The sequence below is a fragment of the Bradyrhizobium sp. BRP56 genome (assembly GCF_020194035.1).
GTDB lineage: Bacteria > Pseudomonadota > Alphaproteobacteria > Rhizobiales > Xanthobacteraceae > Bradyrhizobium > Bradyrhizobium australafricanum.
Genome location: NZ_JADYVV010000088.1, coordinates 1 through 15,839, shown reverse-complemented (window position 1 = coordinate 15,839; position 15,839 = coordinate 1). Strand labels below are relative to the sequence as shown.

The window sequence follows — 15,839 nt, the reverse complement described above, 5'->3', positions numbered from 1 at the left end:
ATTTGCCCGGGCCTATGCTCGTTGGCCGGGCATGACGACGGGACTCAGGAATTTGGCGAGATTTGAACGGCTGGTGCCGCGCGGGCCGACACTGCTGATCATCGGCGTGCTGGCGGGATTGGCTTTCCCTGCCTTGGCGGATGGCATGCGCCCGCTGATGGCGGCGGCGATCTTCGTTCTGGTGCTCGGCACCTTCCTCCAGGTCGACGGCACGGCGTTCCGGCGCGCGTTGCGGCGGCCGCTGGTCTGGCTGCTGTTGCCGGCGCTCGCCATGCTGGCGAGCCCGCTTGCAGTCGGCCTTGCCGCGCGCGGCGCCGGCTTTCGACCGGAGCTGATCGTCGCATTGGTGCTGTCGGCGTGTGCGCCGCCGTCGAGCGGCACGGCGGCCGTCGCGCGCATGCTCGGCTTCGATGCGACCATTCCGCTTGCCGTGACGCTGCTGTCGATGGCGCTGGCGCCGGTCACCGTGCCGCTGATCGCCGCGGGATTTGCCGGTCTGGCGCTCGATCCGCTGGCGCTTGCGATGCGGCTTGCGCTGCTGGTCGGCGGCGCCGGCGCGTTGGCGTTGCTGCTGCGCCGTCAGGCCGCCGCACGATTGGTGCAGCATGCGCGCATCATCGACGCGCTCGTGCTCGCCTCGCTGCTGCTGTTCGCGATCGCCACCATGGCGGGGGTGCGCACCCAGATCGAAGCGCAACCGGCCGCCGCGTTCACCTGCGTCGGCCTTGCCTTCGGCTGCAATCTCGCCCTGCAATTGTGTGGCGCGCTGCTCACGCCGGGCAATCTGGCTGCGCGGCTGACCAGCGGCCTCATTCTCGGCAACCGCAATGTCGGACTGGTCTGGTCGGCGATGGGCGCTGCGGTGTCGCCGATGACGGCGTTGTTCTTCGCCGCCACGCAGTTTCCGATCTATATGACGCCGCGGCTGATCGAGATGCTTGTTCGCCGCGAGTGCAAGGAGAATGCCTCACCATGAGCGCGACGATCCTGACCGAAGACCTCGCCGTCCGTTTCGCGCGCATCGCGCTCGGCCATGTCACGCGCGAATATCCGAACAAGCCGGATCACGTGCTGGCGGCACCGCAGGACGCGCGCACGCCGCGCGAGCTGCATCCGGTGTTCTTCGGCAGCTACGACTGGCATTCCTGCGTCCACAGCTACTGGATGCTTGCCCGGCTGCTGCGCCGCTATCCCTCATCCGAGGCGGCGGACGATATCCGCGCGCTGTTCGACGCGCAGTTCGTTGCGGAGAAGATCGCGGCCGAATGCAGCTATCTCGCCGCCCCGACCGCGCGCGGCTTCAAGCGGCCTTACGGCTGGGGCTGGCTGTTGAAGCTCGCCGCAGAGCTCTCGCTCGTCGAGACCACCAACTGGCGCGACCGGATCGCTCCGCTCGCCGGGATCTTCGCGCAGCGCTACCGCGATTTCCTGCCGCTCGCCACCTATCCGGTGCGGGTCGGCACCCATTTCAACACCGCGTTCGGACTGCGCATGGCAGCCGACTACGCCGCGGTGACACAGGACGATGCGTTCGGCGCGCTGTTGCGCGACACAGCGCTGCGCTGGTACGGCGCCGATCAGGACTGCCCCGCCTGGGGTGAGCCGAGCGGTGATGACTTCCAGTCGTCCGCGCTGATCGAAGCGGAGTGCATGCGCCGGCTGCTGGCACCGGGTGACTTCCTGCCCTGGTTCGACCGCTTCCTGCCGCGGCTCGAGCTGCGCGAACCCGCAACCCTGTTCCGGCCCGCCACGGTCACCGATCGCACGGACGGCAAGCTGGCGCATCTCGACGGGCTCAATCTCAGCCGCGCATGGTGCTGGCGGGCGCTGGCCGATGCGTTGCCGGCGGCCGATGCCCGTCGTCCGATCCTGCAGGAGGCTGCGCGACGTCATCTCGACGCCGGCCTGCCGCATATCGCCAGCGACTATATGGGCGAACACTGGCTTGCGAGCTTTGCGGTGCTCGCGATCGATGTTGATGGCTGACGACGGCGCCGTCTACGCGACGCTTTCCAGGTAGGCTTCTTCCGCAGCCTGGATCGCGTCTGGAGTCCCGACATGCATCCAGACGCCGTCGAGGCGCAGGCCGAACAGCCGCTCCTGCTCGTTGGCGCGGTCGAACATCTTGGTCAGCGAGAATTCGCCGGCCGGCGCGTCGGCGAACAGCGCAGGCGACATGATCGCGGCGCCGGCATAGACGAACGGCACCACCTGGTGCTCGCGCCGCTTGCGCAACGCGCCATCCGGCAACATCGAATAGTCGCCGCGCCCGCCATAGCCGATGCTCGTAGCGGTCGGCGCCATCAGCAGCAGGATATCCATCCGCGCGGGATCGAAGGTTTCCGCGAGCCGCGCCAGATTGGAACGCACGCCGTCGATCCACATCGTGTCCGCGTTCAGATGATAGAACGGCGCATCGCCGAGCAGCGGCAACGCCTTCACCACCGCGCCACCGGTGCCGAGCACCTGGTCGCGCTCGTCGGAGATGATCACGTGCGGACGGCTGCGGGGCTTGACGTGCTCGATGATCTGGTCGGGCAGATAGTGCACGTTCACGACCGCTTCGCTGACGCCGGCGCCGGCGAGCTTGTCGAGCACATGGTCGAGCAACGGCTGGCCGGCGACGCTGACCAGCGGCTTCGGCATCGTGTTGGTCAGGGGGCGCATGCGCACGCCGAGGCCCGCAGCGAGCACCATGGCCTTATGGGGAGTGACGGGCATCTTCCGGATATTCTCGGTCATCATCTCTCATGCGCCGATCATATCACGGCGATTCGGCAAGCACATCAATCAGACGCCATAGTCACGAGACATGACGGCCGTAAGACGGCAATGACGACCCTGGCCTAGACGTCGGCAGCTTGCGTGCCGCGTCTGGCGGTTTTCTTCTTCTTGTCGCCTTGTTTGAGAAAGTTGACGCCGATCTGGTCGCCATTGACCCACGCCAGCTCGCAGCGGCGATAGGCCAATCCTGTGGACGACAGCAGCAGAAAGAACTCCTTCAGGTTCAGGCCCTCGACCGAGCCGTCGACGGAGAGCTTGGCGCCCGTCTCCGACACGTCTTCCATGGTGCAGTCGCGCCGCCAGGTGCCGTCGATGCCCATCATGTGCGCTGCTATGCCGCGCTCAAACGTGACACGATCGCCCTTGCGTCGTTCCGTCCCCATCGTGTGGTCCCGCTCCAGATCCGGCCGCGCCATGGATCAGGTGCGGCTCGGCAACCTTAGGGGAGGCGAGGCTAATAACCCGTAAACTACGGTACTGGAGGAGGGACGTTGGCTGTGTACCAGATGCGGAAGGAGGTCAGCGCCGGATGCGCCAGCGACCGCTCGAGATAGGTCCAGATCCGCGGCTGGTGCTTGAGATATTGCGGCTTGCCGTCGCGGCGGTTGAGTCGCGCAAAGGTGCCTAGCAGGCGGGTGTTGCGCTGCGCCGACATGATCGCATAGAGCTCGGCGAACCCGGCCGGATCGAAGCTTTCATCGGTCGCGCGCCGCGCCTTGATGTAGCGGGTCAAGAGCGACAGCTCGAGCTGCTCGGGCACATCGATCCGCGCATCCTGCAGCAGCGACACCACGTCATAGGCAGCGGGGCCCAGCAGCGCGTCCTGGAAATCGATGACGCCGACGCGCAGGATGCCGGTGCGCTCGGCAAGCCAGATGATGTTCGGCGAATGGAAGTCGCGGATCACCCAGGTCCGCGGCGCCGCTGCGGGCTTCTCGAGCAGGCCGCGCCACATCCCGAGAAATTCGGTGCGAAGCTCCTCGCTCGGCGGCACGTCGCGGTCGGGCAAGTACCATTCCAGCATCAGCCCGATCTCGATCAGCCAGGCGTCGATGTCGAACACCGGGATGTCGTAGCTCTCGTCCGATGTCAGCGGCAGTTGCTCCGGCAGCACCTCGCGGTGCAGTGCCGCCAGCATGTCGATGGCGGCCTCGTAACGCTCGGCGATCGGCTGCGGTGGATCGCCCTCGATGATGCCTTCGGCGCCGAAATCCTCGGTGATGAGGAAGCCGGACTTGAGGTCGATGTGGCGGATCGCGGGCGCGGAGAAACCATGCTTGCGCAGGCCGTTTCCGATCGCGACGAACGGCCTGACGTCTTCGGCGAGATGCACCGCCGCGCTGTAGGACTGCCCGCTGTAGATCGCCGGGCCGTCGGGACGGCGCGGCGAGTTCATCAGGATGACGGTGCCGTCGTCGTTGCGCAGCCGCGCATAGGAGCGTGTCGAGGCATCGCCCGGCATGCGTTCGCGCCGGGCATTGAGAAAGCCCGCGCGATCGAGGAACTGGCGCAGCTCGTTGAGCCGCGCGACCTTCGCCGCGCCCTTGCCGTGGCCGGTGATCTCGGCCGCGCGTGCCGCCGATCCGAGCGCCGGACGATGGCTGAACGCGATATCGATGCGGTCGGCGGGCATCGCATCGGGCGCGCGTTCCGGCCATTCGATCAGCGCCACGACGTCGTCGGGCAGCGGCGACAGCCCGATCTCCTCGAGCTCGCCGGCGTCGTTGATGCGGTAGAGGTCGGCATGAACCAGCGGAAACGACGGCAGCTCGTAGCTCTGCGCCAGCGTGAAGGTCGGGCTCGGCACCTCCAGCGCGTCGTCGGCGGCGAGATAGCGGATCAGCGCGCGCGCGGCCGTGGTCTTGCCGGCGCCGAGGTCGCCGGACAGCGTGATGACGTCGCCGGCGCCGATCAGCAGCGCGAGGTCGGCCATCAGCTCCGCTGTCGCGGTCTCGTTCGCGAGCGCCACCGAGAATGTCGAGGTCGCCGTCATTCAGCAGCGTTGCGATGTGCGGTCTGGTCGATCGGGAAGTCGCAGGTCACGGTCGTGCCGCGGCCTACGGTCGAATCGACCCGCACCCGTCCGCCATGGAGTTCGACGAAGGAGCGGACCAGCGACAGGCCAAGCCCCGCGCCGCGGTGCCGCGAGCCGTGCGAATGGCTCTCGAACCAGTTGAACACCTTGTCGCGCATCTCCGCCGGAATGCCGGGACCGGCGTCGGTCACCGCAAACACCACGCTGTGCTCGGTGCGGTGCGCGCTGATCGTGACGGTGGCGTCGTGCGGCGAGAAGCCGACCGCGTTGGCGAGCAGATTGTACAGCACCTGCACCACGCGCCGCTCGTCGCCGACGAAGGCGCCGATGTCGGGCTCGATATCGACCTTCAGCGTGATGCGGTCGGTCGCGAGGCGATCCTGGATGCCTTCGGCGGCGGCCTCGATCGCCTGGCCGATATTGACCGGACCGAGCTCGAGCTTCATCGCGCCGGCGTCGATGGTGGCGAGATCGAGAATGTTGTTGGTCAGCGCCAGCAGCGCGTTGGTCGATTTGGTGACGTAGTCGAGATATTCGGCCTGCTTCGGCGTCAGCGGTCCGGTCGAGGGATCGCTGAGGAAATGCGCGAAGCCGATGATGGTGGTGAGCGGCGCGCGCAGTTCGTAGGAGACGTGGTGGACGAAATCCACCTTCATCTGGTCGGCGGCTTCCAGCGCCTCGTTGCGCTCGCGCAGCGCCCGCTCGACATTTTCGGTGTCGGTGATGTCCTGGAAGGCGAGCAGGGTCTTGCCGTCGGGCAGCGGGATGGTCATGCAATTCAGCACGCTGCCGTCCTTGCGCTCGAGCTTGAGCGCGACCTGGGCGCGGTTCTCGATCGCGGTGATCGATTCGCGCAGCGTGCGCCAGGTCAGGGCGTCGTCGAACAGCGGCCGGCACAGCGCTTCCACCGCCTCGATATGCGGCTCGCCCTGCAGCGCGTCGGCCGGCAGCTTCCACATCTTGGCAAAGGGCGGGTTGAACAGTTCCGCGCGTCCGTTGCTGCCGAACACCGCGACCGCTTCGCCGAGATTGTCGAGGGTCTCGCGCTGCACCCGCGTCAGGCGGTCGTAGCGGCGCGCGAGGTCGAGGCTCTCGGTGACGTTGTCGAACAGATAGGTGACGCCGCCCTCGAGGTTCGGCGTGGTGACCACGCTGATGGCGCGGCCGTCGGGCAGGAACCAGGTGTAGGTCTCGGATTCGACCGCGCGATAGGCTTCGTGCAGCTTGGCCTTCCAGGCGCGGAAATCCGGCTGCTCGGGCAGCTTGCGGTTGGCGCGCAGCCGGTCCAGCACGCTGGAATCGTCGGGGTTGCCGTCGAGGAAGGCCTGGTCGAGGCCCCACAGCCGCCGATAGGACTCGTTGTAGAAGGTGAGCCGCCGGTCGGTATCGAATACCGCGACGCCCGAGGACAGCTGGTCGAGGGTGCGCCGGTGCGCTTCGACCATCCGCGCGATCGCCGCGCGCAACGCCGCGGCTTCGCTGGCGTCGATCGCGATGCCGGCGCTGCCGCCGGAGAGCTTGAGCGCCTGCACGTCGTAGATGCGCCGCTCGCCGCTGACCACGATCGGCAGCCGCGCGGCGTAGCTGGCGTTGTCGTTCAGCGCGCGGGTCAGCTCGCCGCGCTGGTCGCTTTCGAGCAGTTCGAGATTGCGCTGCAGCGCATCCGACACGCTCTTGCCCTCGGTGGCGCGGACATAGGCCGCGTTGGCGTAGCGCAGATTGCCCTCGAGGCTCTTGGCCCAGATCGGCCATGGCGCGGCGGCGGCGAAATCGCGCAGCAGCTCGGTTTCCTCCTGCAGCGTCTTGTAGCGCAGGTTGGACTCGGCGAGCTCGCGGCGCAGGCCGCCGAGCTCGCGGATCCGCACGATGGCCTGGCCGCCGATCGCGCGGCCCATCGCCTCGATGGCGCGGCCGGCCGAGGTCGAGAGGTTGAGCAGGAACGCCTCGCCCTTCTCGCGCAGCGCGTCGACGGCGTGGTCCATCTGCAGCGCCGGCTCGGGCGGCAGCCAGGTTCCGAAGGCGAGGACCCGTTGCGGCGAGCCTTCCTGCGACATCACCAGCGAGATGTCGCCCGAGATCTGCGGCCGGTTGTCGCCGGCGGCCCAGGAGATCAGGACCTGCGGCTCGACGAACAGCAGCGCGCGCAGCCGGTCCGATTGCGCCTGCAGGTCCGTGATCTCGGACTGCAGCTGCTCCTCGGCCCTCGTCGCGCGCACGCGGGTGCGCATCAAGAGGATCGCGGCGACGGCCGAGAAGCCGACCAGCGCTAGCGACGTCGCGAGGACCGCGACCTCCTGGTGATTGAAGCCGAAATGATCCGACATCGCCTGGGCGACCGGGCTCTCGGCGGCAAACGCGGTGCGCGCCGGCAGCAATGCGGTGATGGCGAGCCCAATCATGCCGTCGCGCGCCAGTGAGGTGCATGACAGCAGGGTTCGACGCATTGCCGCGACTACGCCCGACATATGTTGCCCCAGAACGCACAAACCCCAGGCATGATCCGGAAAAGAGGAGACCGGTGTTCCCTCACGGCAAACGTACAACGTTTGTCCGCCGATCATGCCCAAGCAGGACCAGTCAGCCCGACGAAGACCCCCCGTCGCGCTCGAATCAAAACAGAATAGTCCCAACGGGACTCGGCGAGTAAGAGTCCAGACCGTGAACGCAGAATCCCCTGTGAAAAAATGCCGCCGGGTGGGGCGGATTTTACGCGAATTGACTCCGTATTGGTGCGGAGAGCGCGCACGAAGCGTGATCTTCCCGAGCTCGTCCGCACACTTCTCCGATGCGAAGGCGCTTGGCTCCCTCTCCCCGTTCTTACGGGGAGAGGGTTGGGGTGAGGGGCCGTCTCCGCATATCCGGTGATAGCTGCGTTCGCGGAGACTCCCCCTCACCCGGAACGCATCTGACGATGCGTTCCGACCTCTCCCCGCACGCGGACCGCACGCGGGGCGAGGTGAAGTGGCGCCGCCGCTCGAGTGAAGTCGTCGCGCACTAGCGTCCGGTCGAGCCGAAGCCGCCGCTGCCGCGCCCGGTCGCCGACAGCACGTCGACCGGAACCAGCTCGGCCCTGGTGACCGGTGCGATCACCATCTGCGCGATGCGCTCACCGCGCCGGATCGAGAACACCTCGTGGCCGTGATTGATCAGCAGCACGTTGATCTCGCCGCGATAGTCGGCGTCGATCGTTCCGGGCGAGTTCAGCACCGTGACGCCGTATTTGGCGGCAAGGCCGGAGCGCGGCCGCACCTGCGCCTCATAGCCCGGCGGCAGCGCGATCGTCAGTCCGGTCGGAACCATCTCGTAGCGGCCCGGCAGCAGCAGCAACGGCGCCGACTGCGGCACCGCCGCAAGCAGGTCGAGGCCGGCCGCGTCGGCGGTCTGATAGATCGGCAGCAGGAGATCCGCGCCGTGCGGCAATTGGTGGACTTCGACCTTGATGGTGGCGCTCACGATGCGGTTCCTACGGCTCTGGCGATGCGCGACACCAGCGCGGTCGCGACTTCCTCCTTGGTCATGACAGGCCAGGAGTCGACGGTGACGTCCTTGCCCTCGCGCGAGAGCAGGTGAACGGTGTTGCGGTCGCCGCCCATCACCCCGGTCGCCGGCGAGACGTCGTTGGCGACGATCCAGTCGCAGCCCTTGCGCGCGAACTTCGCCTTGGCGTTCTCGATCAGATGCTCGGTCTCGGCGGCAAAGCCGATCACCAGCGGCGGCCGCTTCTCCTTCAGCTTGGAAATTGTCGCGAGGATGTCGGGGTTCTCGACCAGCTGCAGCGGCGGCATGCCGGCCGCGGTCTTCTTCAGCTTCTGGCTGCCCTCGGTGGCGACCCGCCAGTCGGCGACGGCGGCGGCGAAGATCGCGACGTCGACCGGCAGCGCGGCCTCGACCCGGTGCAGCATGTCGCGCGCGGACTCGACGCGCATGACCGAGATGCCCTGGGGGTCGCCAAGCTCGACCGGGCCGGTCACCAGCACCACCTCGGCGCCGGCGGCGCGTGCGGCGGCGGCAATGGCAAAGCCCTGCTTGCCGGACGAGCGGTTGGCGATGTAGCGGACCGGATCGATCGCCTCGTGGGTCGGTCCCGCGGTGATCAGCACCCGCTTGCCGGCCAGCGGACGTGGCTGCGGCGGCCGCAGCATGCGGTCGGCGGCGGCTGCGATCTCGGTCGGCTCGGCCATCCGGCCGACGCCGGCTTCGCCGGCTTCCGCCATCTCCCCGGCATTGGGGCCGACGGTATGGACGCCGTCGCGGCGCAGCTGCAGCACGTTGCGGCGGGTAGCCGGATTGTTCCACATCAGCGGGTTCATCGCCGGCGCCAGCAGGATCGGCCGGTTGGCCGCCAGCAAGGTGGCCGTGGCGAGATCGTCGGCATGGCCCTGCGCCATCTTGGCCATCAGGTCGGCGGTCGCCGGCGCCACCACGATCAGGTCGCAGTCCCGCGCCAGGCGGATATGGCCGGCGTCGAATTCGCTCTCGGCGTCGAACAGGTCGGTGTAGACGCGCTCATGCGACAGCGCGCTGGCGGCGAGCGGGGTGACGAACTGCTGGGCCGCCTTGGTCAGTACGCAGCGGACCTGGATGTGCCGTTCCTTGAGCCGCCGGATCAGGTCCAGCGCCTTGTAGGCCGCAATCCCCCCGCCGATGATCAGGGTGACGCGCGGCTCGCCAGCCACGCTGGCGGCCCTTGGAGCAGGGGCTGCCACTGTCGCGGAACCCGCCCCAGGCGCCTCGGCAGGCTCCGTACCGCCGTCTGCGAGGTCCCGGAGGATCACCCGCACCTCCTCCTCGACCGAGCGGTCGTTTTTGGCGGAGCGCAGCCGCAGATAGGCCTTCAGCGTGTCGTCGAGTTTGCGGATGGTCAGGCTGGCCATGGCGTGCTGCCCTCAAAGCATGATCCGGAAAAGTGTGAAGCGGTTTTCCCTCGCGACAAACGCAAGGCGTTTGCGCGGAGATCATGCTCAAACAAGTGTGATAGCGATGCTATCACATGGTGCATGCATTGCAATCAGTGCGCCCGGATGGCGAAAAAGATCGCGATGGAGGCGATCGCAATGACCCAGAGGCCGACGGTCTGCACCCGCGCCTTGCGGGCCTCGGCGCGGGCCATTTCGTCGATCGAATCCGACGACAGCATGTGGCCCTCCAGCGTCATGGTCTCCAGCTGCTCGAGCACCGTCACGGCGCGGTTGGCAATCGACGGCAGGTTGGCGAGGATGCGGCCGAGTTCGCCCGCACCCGATAGCGCGCCCTGGATGCGGCCGGCCGGGCCGAGATTCTGCGTGATCCATTCGCGCACCACGGGGTCGGCGATCTTCCAGATGTCGAGCTTCGGGTCGAAGCCGCGCGCCACGCCCTCGACCACCACCATGGTCTTCTGCAGCAGGATCAGCTCGGGGCGCGTCTGCATGTCGAACAGGCCGGTGACCTCGAGCAGAAGCGTGAGCAGCTTCGCCATCGAGATTTCCTCGGCGGTGCGGTTGTGGATCGGCTCGCCGATCGCGCGGATCGCCTGCGCGAAATTCTCCACCGAATGGTGGCCCGGCACGTAGCCGGCCTCGAAATGCACCTCGGCGACGCGGCGATAGTCGCGGGTGATGAAGCCGAGCAGGATCTCGGCCAGGAAGCGCCGCTCCTTCAGCCCGAGCCGTCCCATGATGCCGAAATCCACGGCAACGAGCCGGCCGGCCTCGTCGAGGAACAGATTGCCGGGATGCATGTCGGCATGGAAGAAGCCGTCGCGCAGCGCGTGGCGCAGGAAGCTCTGGATCACCTTGCGGCCGAGATCGGGCAAATCGACCTTGGCCTGCGCTAGCCGGACGTGATCGTTCAGCGCGATGCCGTCGATCCACTCCATCGTCAGCACGCTGTGCGCGGTGCGATCCCAATCCACCGCGGGGACGCGGAAGTCCGGATCGTCGCGGGTGTTCTCGGCCATCTCGGACAGCGCGGCCGCCTCGAGCCGCAGATCCATCTCCATCGCGACCGAGCGCGACATCGTGTTGATGACCTCGATCAGGCGCAAGCGCCGCGCCTCGGCGGAATGCGCCTCGGCCTTGTGCGCGACAAAGAAGAAGTCGCTGAGGTCGCGGCGGAAACGCGCGGCGACGTTGGGCCGGAGCACCTTGACCGCAACCTGATGCCGCACGCCGTCGCGCTCGATTTCGCCGCGATGCACCTGCGCGATCGAGGCCGCGGCAACCGCAGGGCCCAGATGCACAAAGGCCTGCGGCAGCGGCCGTTCCAGCGATTGCGTGATGACGGTTTCGGCCGCTTCCTGCGCGAACGGCGGCAGCCGGTCCTGCAGGGCTTCGAGATCGCGCGCCATCGACACGCCGACCACGTCGGGGCGGGTGGCGAGGAATTGCCCGAGCTTGAGATAGGCGGGTCCGAGCCGCGTCAGTGCGCGCGACAACCGTGGACCGGACTTGGCCGAGCGGCGCTCGATCAGCCGCGCCAGCTTCAGCGCGAGCTGCCCGGGCGGCGGCACCAGCGCGGGATCGACGACGCCGAACACGCCCTCGCGCGCAAACACGAAACCGGCGCGGGCGAGGCGCGTGATGTGGGTCAGTGCAGAGATCACAAACGCCAGCCCGAATGCAGCGCCACGATGCCGCCGGAGAGGCTCTGCCACTTCACACGGGCAAAGCCGGCGGCGCCGATCATCTCGGCGAACGCGTTCGGCCGCGGGAATTTGCGGATCGACTCGACGAGATATTGATAGGACTCGGCGTCACCGGTGACGGCGCGGCCGAGCGGCGGGATCACCTTGAAGGAAAACAGATCGTAGATCTTGTCGAGGCCGGGCACGTCGACGGTGGAGAATTCCAGGCACAGGAAGCGGCTGCCGGGCTTGAGCACGCGATAGGCCTCGCGCAGCGCAAGGTCGATCTGCGGCACGTTGCGGATGCCGAATGCGATGGTGTAGGCGTCGAACGCGCGGTCGGCAAAACCCAGCGTTTCGGCGTTGCCCTCGACGAACGACACGCGGTCATCGAGGTGCTGCTTGGCGGCACGCTCGCGGCCGACGGCGAGCATATCGGCATTGATGTCGCAGACCGTGGCATGAAAGCCCGCGCCCGCGGTCTTGGCGGCCCGGAACGCGATGTCGCCGGTGCCGCCGGCGACGTCGAGCAGCGCGAACGGCCGGTCGCCCTTCGGCGGATCGAGCGTCGTGATCATGACGTCCTTCCAGGCCCGGTGCAGGCCCGCCGACATCAGATCGTTCATCAGGTCGTAGCGGGACGCCACGCTGTGAAACACGTCGTTCACCAGCGTCTGCTTCTCGCCCAGGGGCACGTCCCTGAAGCCGAAATGGGTGGTTTGATCCGGCCGATCCATCACTCAGAACTCTTACCCTTTTTGGTCGCGCTTTCTTTACGCGAACCGGTAGCCGCTTCGCTCGAAAAACGCTCCAGCCAAACCATAGCGCGGCGGCCGCAATGGCGCTATCACGTCACTTCCAAAAGGTGAATGCCTGCCATGCCGGAATTACCCGAAGTCGAGACCGTCCGCCGCGGCCTGCAACCGGCCATGGAGGGGTCCAGGATCCTCAAGGCCGAGGCCCGCCGCAAGGATTTGCGGTTTCCGTTTCAAAAAGACTTTATCGCCCGGCTCGAGGGCCGGACCATCACCGGGCTCGGCCGCCGTGCCAAATATCTGATGGCGGACCTGAGCTCCGGCGACGTGCTGCTGATGCATCTGGGCATGTCGGGCTCGTTCCGCGTGCTGAAGGGCGAAGGCGCGGCGACGCCGGGGCGATTCCACCATCCGCGCAGCGAGGATCGCGCGCATGATCACGTCGTGTTCCACATGTCGTCGGGCGCGGCCGTCGTCTTCAACGATCCGCGGCGCTTCGGCTACATGAAGGTCATCGCGCGTAACGCGATCGAGGATGAACCGCTGCTGAAAGGGCTCGGTCCCGAGCCGCTCGGCAACGAGTTCGACGCGGCGATGCTGGCGCGCTCCTGCCACAACAAGAAGACCAGCCTGAAGGCCGCCCTGCTCGATCAGCGCGTGGTGGCGGGACTTGGCAACATCTATGTCTGCGAGGCGCTGTTTCGTTCGCATCTGTCGCCGCGGCGATTGGCCGCGACGCTCGCGACCAAGTCCGGACAACGCAAGGGCGTTGCCGGGGGCGAGCCGACCGACCACGCCAGGCGGCTGGTCGACGCGATCCATTCGGTGCTCAACCAGGCGATCAAGGCCGGCGGCTCCTCGATCAGCGACCATCGATTGACCAATGGCGATCTCGGCTATTTCCAGCATTCGTTCCAGGTCTATGACCGCGAAGGCGAGACGTGCCGCACGTCGGGCTGCGAGGGCATCGTCAGGCGCTTTACCCAGAACGGCCGTTCGACGTTCTGGTGCCCGAGGTGCCAGAAGTAGCAATGTTCGAGACGCCACGCATCGAGACGCCACGCCTGATCCTGCGGCCGCTTGCGTTGTCGGATGCGGCGGCGATCCAGCGCCACTTCAACAATTGGAACGTGATCAAGACTCTCGCCACGGTGGTGCCGTGGCCTTATCCCGGCGATGGCGCGGAAAGCTTCATCAGGCGCGAGCTCGACAAGATCGCGGCCGGTGAGGAAAGCTATCAATGGGTGCTGGTGTTGCGTGCCGGCGATGGCGAGGCGATCGGCAACATCAATTTCCGGCCGCGCGCCGATGGGCGCAAGGGCAATCGCGGGTTCTGGCTCGCTGAGCCGTACTGGAATCAGGGCCTCATGACGGAGGCGATCGCTGCGGTGAACGATTTCGCCTTCCTGACGCTCGGCCTCGATCACTTCCATGTGTGCAACGCGCCGTCCAACGCCGCCTCGCGCCGGGTCAAGCAGAAGACCGGCGCCGAATTCGTCGGCTTCGTCGAGCTTCCGCACCACAATGGCGAATCCAGGGCGGAGAAGTGGAAGGTGACGCGCGAGACCTCGTTGCGCGATCGCGCGAAGCCGTGACCTTATTTGCGAATACCGCCGCGAGGAAAATCGCGGCGCCTTGACCGTGCACGCGCAGCCGGAGAACATGGCTCCGATCGCTCCATCAAGAACGAGAACACAATGGCGATGAACGGCATGTCGATGAATGACGCCTGGCGCGACCGCGCCGCGACAAGTTTTCAATGCGAGAAGCAACCGGCCACCAGCAGCCGCGGCATGGTGGTGAGCAATCATCCGCTGGCATCGAGCGCGGGCGCCGAGATGTTGGCTGCCGGCGGCAATGCGATCGATGCGGCGATCGCCACTTTGTTCACGCTGACCGTGGTCGAGCCGATGATGGTCGGCATCATCGGCGGCGGCATGGCGCATATTCGCCTCGCCGACGGCAGCCATCGCTTCATCGACGGCCAGAGCACGGTGCCGCAGGCGGTGCGGCCGGATACCTACACCTCGAAGCCAGGATCGGCGCATGACGTGTTCGACACCGTCGGCAACGAGAATTTGAACGGGCCGAAGGCGGTCGCGGTGCCGGGCTCGCTGAAGGCCTGGTGCGAAACGCTGCGCCGCTTCGGCACCATGAGCCTTGCCGACGTGATGCAGCCCGCGATCAAGCACGCCGCGCGCGGCTATGCGGCGACGCCCTATTTGCATGAATGCATCACCGACGGCGCCGAGGAGATGCTGAAGGACAAGCCGATCTCGGCGATCTATCTGCCTGATGGCACGCCGCTGAAGCCCGGCGAGCGCGTGGTGCAGGCGGAATATGCCGAGACGCTGCAATACATCGCCGATCATGGCGACAACGCGCTCTACCAGGGGCCACTCGGCGACATCCTGGTCGATTACATGAAAAAGAACGGCGGCTTCATCGCGCAGGAGGATCTCGCGACCTACAAGACGGTCGAGCGGCAGCCGATCCGCTGCGACTAGCGCGGCTGGGAAATCCTCGGGCCCCCGCCGCCCGCGGCGTCAGGCGTGCACATCACGCAGATGCTCAACATCCTCGAAGGCTATGACATCGCGCGGCTCGGCTTCGGTACGACCGAGACGATCCACTATCTCGCCGAGGTGCTGAAGATCGCCTTTGCCGACCGCGCGGCCGCGAGCGGCGATCCCGCCTATATCAACGTGCCGGTGGAGCGGTTGACCTCGAAGGCCTATGCTGAGGAGCGCCGCCGCGCGATCGACCCCGATCGCGCGCAGGCCTGGGGCGCCGGCGTCACCCAGCTCGAAAGCGCGCACACCACGCACATGACCGCGGCGGATGCGATGGGCAATGTGGTCGCGACCACCCAGACCATCAACAATCTGTTCGGCGCCAAGATCCTGATCCCGGGCCTCGGCACCGTGCCGAACAACTACATGAACCTGTTCGATCCGCGACCGGGGCATGCGCTGTCGCTGGCCGCCGGCAAGCGCGTCACCACCTCGATGTCGCCGATGATGGCGCTGCGCGACGGCAAGCTGGCTTACGCGCTCGGCCTGCCCGGCGGCAAGCGTATCTTCCCGAGCGCGATGCAGGCGCTGATCAATTTGATCGACCACGGCATGAGCCTGCAGGAGGCGGTTGAAGCGCCGCGGGTCTGGACCGAGGGCAATGCGCTGGAGGTCGAGCAGGCGGTGCCGGAGACCGTCCGCGCCGCGCTGTCAGCCAAGGGCCACAAGGTGCAGGTCGTGCCGACGGTGGCCGGCGGCATGAACGCGATCCAGTTTCACGCTGACGGCACGATGTCGGGCGCAGCCTGCTGGCGCGCCGACGGCACCCCGGTCGGCGTTGCCGGCGGTCTCGCCCGCGCCGGGGTGCGGTTTGCGTTGAGGTGACACCGACTACGCTGTTTGACAGGTTGAACCGAGAACCATCCTCAAGGTCGTCCTGGCGAAAGCCAGGACCCATTACCCCAAATCTCATTGTTGTGCGACGCCGGGGCCGCGATCCGGTTTCATCGCTGAATGCGGTGGTTGATGGTGTGGACGGCCCCCTACGGCATCAGTGTGCCAGAATGAGGTTGTCTAGATCTCATACAAGGGAGCCGTCCGTGAACCAGATTATCCGCATTGGGATTGATACGTCGAAGTATATTTTT

The 15,839-nt window shown here is 66.8% G+C and carries 12 protein-coding genes and 1 pseudogene; 5 read left to right on the top strand and 8 right to left on the bottom strand.

Annotated features, from left to right (window positions below; genetic code table 11):
- Window positions 1-52 precede the first annotated feature (52 nt).
- Both I6F38_RS38730 and I6F38_RS38725 read left to right on the top strand, forming a co-directional pair.
- Window positions 53-976: a hypothetical protein gene (locus tag I6F38_RS38730; RefSeq protein ID WP_225164126.1), complete on the top strand. Its 924-nt coding sequence runs from the start codon at window positions 53-55 to the stop codon at window positions 974-976.
- Window positions 973-1,986: a DUF2891 domain-containing protein gene (locus tag I6F38_RS38725; RefSeq protein ID WP_225164125.1), complete on the top strand. Its 1,014-nt coding sequence runs from the start codon at window positions 973-975 to the stop codon at window positions 1,984-1,986. Before I6F38_RS38730 ends, I6F38_RS38725 begins: the two co-directional genes overlap by 4 nt.
- 12 nt (window positions 1,987-1,998) lie before the next feature.
- Here I6F38_RS38725 and I6F38_RS38720 read toward each other — a convergent pair whose 3' ends face one another.
- From I6F38_RS38720 to ubiE, 8 genes are all read right to left on the bottom strand, one after another.
- Window positions 1,999-2,721 carry a nucleotidyltransferase family protein gene (locus I6F38_RS38720; RefSeq protein ID WP_225164124.1) on the bottom strand — a complete coding sequence of 241 codons (723 nt, stop codon included), beginning with the start codon at window positions 2,719-2,721 and terminating at the stop codon, window positions 1,999-2,001.
- Window positions 2,722-2,846: 125 nt separating this feature from the next.
- A complete protein-coding gene (locus I6F38_RS38715; RefSeq protein ID WP_028337556.1) occupies window positions 2,847-3,167 on the bottom strand; it encodes a PilZ domain-containing protein in 321 nt (106 codons plus the stop codon).
- A gap of 86 nt (window positions 3,168-3,253) precedes the next feature.
- The gene (tsaE, locus tag I6F38_RS38710; protein WP_225164123.1) at window positions 3,254-4,777 is read right to left on the bottom strand and encodes a tRNA (adenosine(37)-N6)-threonylcarbamoyltransferase complex ATPase subunit type 1 TsaE; all 1,524 of its coding nucleotides are present in this window, start codon (window positions 4,775-4,777) and stop codon (window positions 3,254-3,256) included.
- The gene (locus tag I6F38_RS38705) at window positions 4,774-7,284 is read right to left on the bottom strand and encodes a PAS domain-containing sensor histidine kinase (protein ID WP_225164122.1); all 2,511 of its coding nucleotides are present in this window, start codon (window positions 7,282-7,284) and stop codon (window positions 4,774-4,776) included. Before I6F38_RS38705 ends, tsaE begins: the two co-directional genes overlap by 4 nt.
- A 529-nt stretch (window positions 7,285-7,813) precedes the next feature.
- The gene (gene dut / locus I6F38_RS38700; protein ID WP_028341688.1) at window positions 7,814-8,272 is read right to left on the bottom strand and encodes a dUTP diphosphatase; all 459 of its coding nucleotides are present in this window, start codon (window positions 8,270-8,272) and stop codon (window positions 7,814-7,816) included.
- Window positions 8,269-9,693 (bottom strand): bifunctional phosphopantothenoylcysteine decarboxylase/phosphopantothenate--cysteine ligase CoaBC, encoded by a 1,425-nt coding sequence (gene coaBC / locus I6F38_RS38695; RefSeq protein WP_225164121.1) that lies wholly within the window; start codon window positions 9,691-9,693, stop codon window positions 8,269-8,271. Before coaBC ends, dut begins: the two co-directional genes overlap by 4 nt.
- A gap of 134 nt (window positions 9,694-9,827) precedes the next feature.
- Complete coding sequence (gene ubiB, locus I6F38_RS38690) at window positions 9,828-11,402, bottom strand: 2-polyprenylphenol 6-hydroxylase (protein WP_225164120.1); 1,575 nt, start codon at window positions 11,400-11,402, stop codon at window positions 9,828-9,830.
- Complete coding sequence (gene ubiE, locus I6F38_RS38685) at window positions 11,399-12,160, bottom strand: bifunctional demethylmenaquinone methyltransferase/2-methoxy-6-polyprenyl-1,4-benzoquinol methylase UbiE (protein ID WP_028337562.1); 762 nt, start codon at window positions 12,158-12,160, stop codon at window positions 11,399-11,401. The genes ubiB and ubiE overlap by 4 nt, the downstream gene beginning before the upstream one ends.
- Before the next feature lie 141 nt (window positions 12,161-12,301).
- On the opposite strand from ubiE, the gene mutM reads away from it, so the two are divergent.
- The 3 genes and pseudogenes from mutM (at window position 12,302) to ggt (ending at window position 15,576) form a co-directional block, all read left to right on the top strand.
- Entirely contained in the window at window positions 12,302-13,207 is a 906-nt protein-coding gene (mutM, locus tag I6F38_RS38680; protein ID WP_225164119.1) for a bifunctional DNA-formamidopyrimidine glycosylase/DNA-(apurinic or apyrimidinic site) lyase, read from the top strand.
- A gap of 2 nt (window positions 13,208-13,209) precedes the next feature.
- Entirely contained in the window at window positions 13,210-13,773 is a 564-nt protein-coding gene (locus I6F38_RS38675; protein WP_225164118.1) for a GNAT family N-acetyltransferase, read from the top strand.
- A 123-nt stretch (window positions 13,774-13,896) separates the two neighbouring features.
- Window positions 13,897-15,576 (top strand): annotated as a pseudogene (ggt, locus tag I6F38_RS38670) (gamma-glutamyltransferase).
- The last annotated feature ends 263 nt before the right edge of the window (window positions 15,577-15,839 follow it).